Raw genomic sequence first — 3,334 nt, 5'->3', positions numbered from 1 at the left:
TTTTACCCCACACGCTTTGGAGCAAACTGAAGTTGCTAAGTGGCATTGTTATGAGCCTCGCAATCGCTGACGACTCATCGTAGATGCGAAGCACCCCCGAGGTGTACCCCCTTGACCTCGGGGGGTGGTATGTAGTAAGCGCTGAATGCAACCCTTTGTAACATCGGATGAATTGGTAACGACTCCGCGTTTACATTGATGCGCAGGTAATCGCGCAAGGGATGAGATGTCGATGTTGAACGCAGAGAGTGTTACGTTTTCAGCTGGCCACGAAACGGTTCATTTAAGGGCACGGCTGTCGCAGTTTGGAGGTCTCCTCGAACGCGAATCGTTATTGCGCCTGGGGCGCAACGGCGAGACGCGATTCACACAGGTCGTCCTTGCGAACGAGGCAAACGTTCAAGACCTACATCGGACTGAGCCACACGAAAAGATAAGAGACGCTATCCCGCGTATGGCGCGCGAGCCTTTGGCTGCAAGCGCAAAAAAAGTGTCGCTTGGTCACGATGAAGACGTGATCGATATGATTCGTCATCTTGCGAATGCGCAAGACGAAGCGGCTCTCCTCAGGCAACTCAGAGATGTCGTTCTTCGGCTCGGAGCCCGGACAACATTTTTCTGTTTGACGGAAAAAGGCACAGATGGCGCCCATCATTCATATCGTGTGCTATCGGCTTCCGCTGTGGACCTCGTTCAGAAGTATGCGGAAAAAAGGTGGTATGCGACGGACCCCTTCATGACGCATGGGGCACATTCTCAGCAGCCGTTCTTTTCCTCTGACGTCGGTTCGATTAAATACCTCGATGGAAGCCGGCGGGAGATGGCCGAATTCATGCGCAGTTTCGGCGCCTCCAGCTGGATAACCATCCCGGCACACGGCCCGGAAGCGCGTTTCTTCGGCGTGCTCTATGTGGCGATGCCGGACCTGCCTGAAGATGGTGGGGAAGAACCGCTTCGTAAAAACCGCTTATTGTTCAAACTGATTGCTGGTGAAATTTTTGATTGGTACGACCGGGGAGAACGGGCATCCTCTTGGAGCAGTAGCGGATTAACCCGGCTTGAACTCGACATTCTGTACCTGTCGGCACAAGGTGCGTCGTCAGCCATGATCGCTGAATCGCTTGGCCTATCTGCCAATGCCGTAACACGGCGTCACTTTAAGTCGATCAACGCAAAACTCCGCACTAACTCAATCACCGAATCGGTCCGTCTAGCCGCAGCTCGTAACCTCCTGCCGATTGCGAGTAATCGCAAAGTTGCCTATGTCCTACATAGTCCTATCTACGGCATCTTCTTGGGCCGCGACCATAGCGTGCCATTTTGGTCAGGGGTCATGCCCTCAGGGATGGACGAAGCGGCGGTTTTTGCAGACATCGAATCAGCCGAAGCCGCCTTGTCTGAACTCGGGCTCCCGCAAGGGCACGACGTAGAACTCAAACGCGTCGATATTCATCAAGCTGCCCAAACGGCAACAATCAATGACTGTTTGCGTGCAGGTTTGCCAGCTTGGGATCCGCTTGTACAAACAAGTGGCGCACCAGCGGATGATTCCGCGACGCCTGGCGAAATCGAAGAAGGACCGCCGCCGTCGTACCATTGATAAAATTTGAGACCGAACCTGGTGGTTGCCATGACATGCCGTCAGTAAAGAATCGGTTGACGGTGAAACATGCGCTCTTAAGGGGGCGTCGGGGCAAATTTCGTCTCTGCTTGCGCCAGCGATTGTAGCTGCTCGTTCGCGTGTTTTTATCACGTGCATCTCTGATGGAAAGAGCGGTGAAATCAACGTTGCCTGTTACTCCGGACGGTCGCTACTTTGTTGTCAGAGGACGTCTCTGGCGATGTACAAACCCGTTCTTGTCGGCCGAGGTAAAAAAGGTTTTGGTAGGCGAGTTGATGCAAGCCCGCCGCGAAAAGGGTTCAGCATTACGCGGTGGCGATAACGCGGGTCGCGAAGTTGCGCGTCAGAGAATCGATGAGATCAAAAAGCAGCTGGGTGAACGGGGTCCCGTTTGGTGGTCGGACGGCGCGCCTGACTGGAATCGGCATATGGCAAAGAACACCCCATATGCCGATTGGTATGCTGGGCTACCTAGCTGATACCCTGATCAAGTCGTAGGTATGCTCTTGCGAATTCTCGTTTATTTCGGAGGCTGGCCGATCTTGACCGGTTCAGCCGCTTTGCGACTGGGGCCATTTGGGGAATGGCCAAATGACTGTAGCTGGCTCGGTTTTCTTCACGACAGTGTCGGGAGTGCGGCATCCGCATGACGCTCGGAGGCCGCTCCTTACGTAACTCGATGGGAAGATTTTCACGGATCCGCAATCGCACTGGAAAGACCAACGCGCCCCGTTCTTGCCGTGATTCACGTAATGGGATGCAGTGAGGCGGCCAAAACGTTGGCCGGGCGCAATGTCGATCTGGCGCAAGCAGCCACACGACAAAGTCTTGCGATACCTTACGCTACGAGCCTCGATAACCTTTTCGACGCCGCATGCGCACTTGAATAGCCAACGAGTGCCGTCCTCGCGGGCGATCGCTGTGAGCCTGCCAAACGTACGGCCGGTGAGATCAGATGCCATATCGAATCACGTCAAAGCAATACGACTTGTCGCAAAAGTTCCAGGGCTTTCAATTCGCCCAGGCGACCGGTACGTGCCTTGCCCGCGAGCGTCTTGATCAGCGCCTCCGCAATCGGTGCAATGCCGAGCAAATCGTCCAGATTGGTCGAAGGAAGGAGGGGGTATACCTGCCCTCTGCCTTGCGCTTCAGTGGGCGCCGCAAGCTCTTGAAGAGCGGGGGCCGACGAGACGCTGCTATCGACGGGTTCAAGGACTCCTGATTCGACGACGGACGCGACCACTTGACCTTGGTGGCTGACGACCGCTTCCGTCTCAAAAGCTACCTCTGTCGGATTGTCCGTGCCATTCGCATCATGGAGCAGGGTGATGCGAGGGTCCGCCATTCGCGCCTTAATATTTGCAATCGTCTTCGCCACCGTCGCTTCTGGCGCGGCCACGGGCGGCAGTTCTTCTTGAGTGCCGGCGTGACGAGCCGACGAGGGGACCAGCAATTCCGACACCGACTTGGGAATGTCCGTTACTGTCCGAAGAACGTCGAACCAGCCAGTGGGCAGGCCAAGGCGTTCCGTGAACCGGCTCGCTTCAGCTTCGTCCATACGCTTTTGCCCATAAAAACGATTGGCCATGTTCGAGGCGCTAAGTTCCATTACCGCGCCAAGCCGCCCCTTTGATCCTTTGCGGGTCGTGAGGACATGAAGGTTCGCACGACGGATCTTCTCCAAAGCGGCGACATCATTCAACGGCAACGATT

The 3,334-nt window shown here is 55.5% G+C and carries 1 protein-coding gene and 1 pseudogene; one reads left to right on the top strand and one right to left on the bottom strand.

The features are described from left to right. The first annotated feature begins 232 nt into the window (after positions 1–232). On the top strand, positions 233–1,600 hold the full coding sequence (locus ACFFAR_RS28665) for an autoinducer binding domain-containing protein (protein WP_375508951.1): 1,368 nt from the start codon (positions 233–235) through the stop codon (positions 1,598–1,600). A 994-nt stretch (positions 1,601–2,594) separates the two neighbouring features. Here the strand turns inward: ACFFAR_RS28665 and ACFFAR_RS28660 are convergent. Then, positions 2,595–3,334 (bottom strand): annotated as a pseudogene (locus ACFFAR_RS28660) (hypothetical protein); the annotation flags it as partial.

Source organism: uncultured Caballeronia sp., assembly GCF_964243625.1.
Classification (GTDB): Bacteria; Pseudomonadota; Gammaproteobacteria; order Burkholderiales; family Burkholderiaceae; genus Caballeronia.
This window is presented reverse-complemented; position numbering and strand designations above follow the sequence as displayed.

Excerpts from the sequence above, each read along its gene's own strand:
- ACFFAR_RS28665 (WP_375508951.1), top strand. The coding sequence starts at position 233 with ATGTTGAACGCAGAGAGTGTTACGTTTTCAGCTGGCCACGAAACGGTT.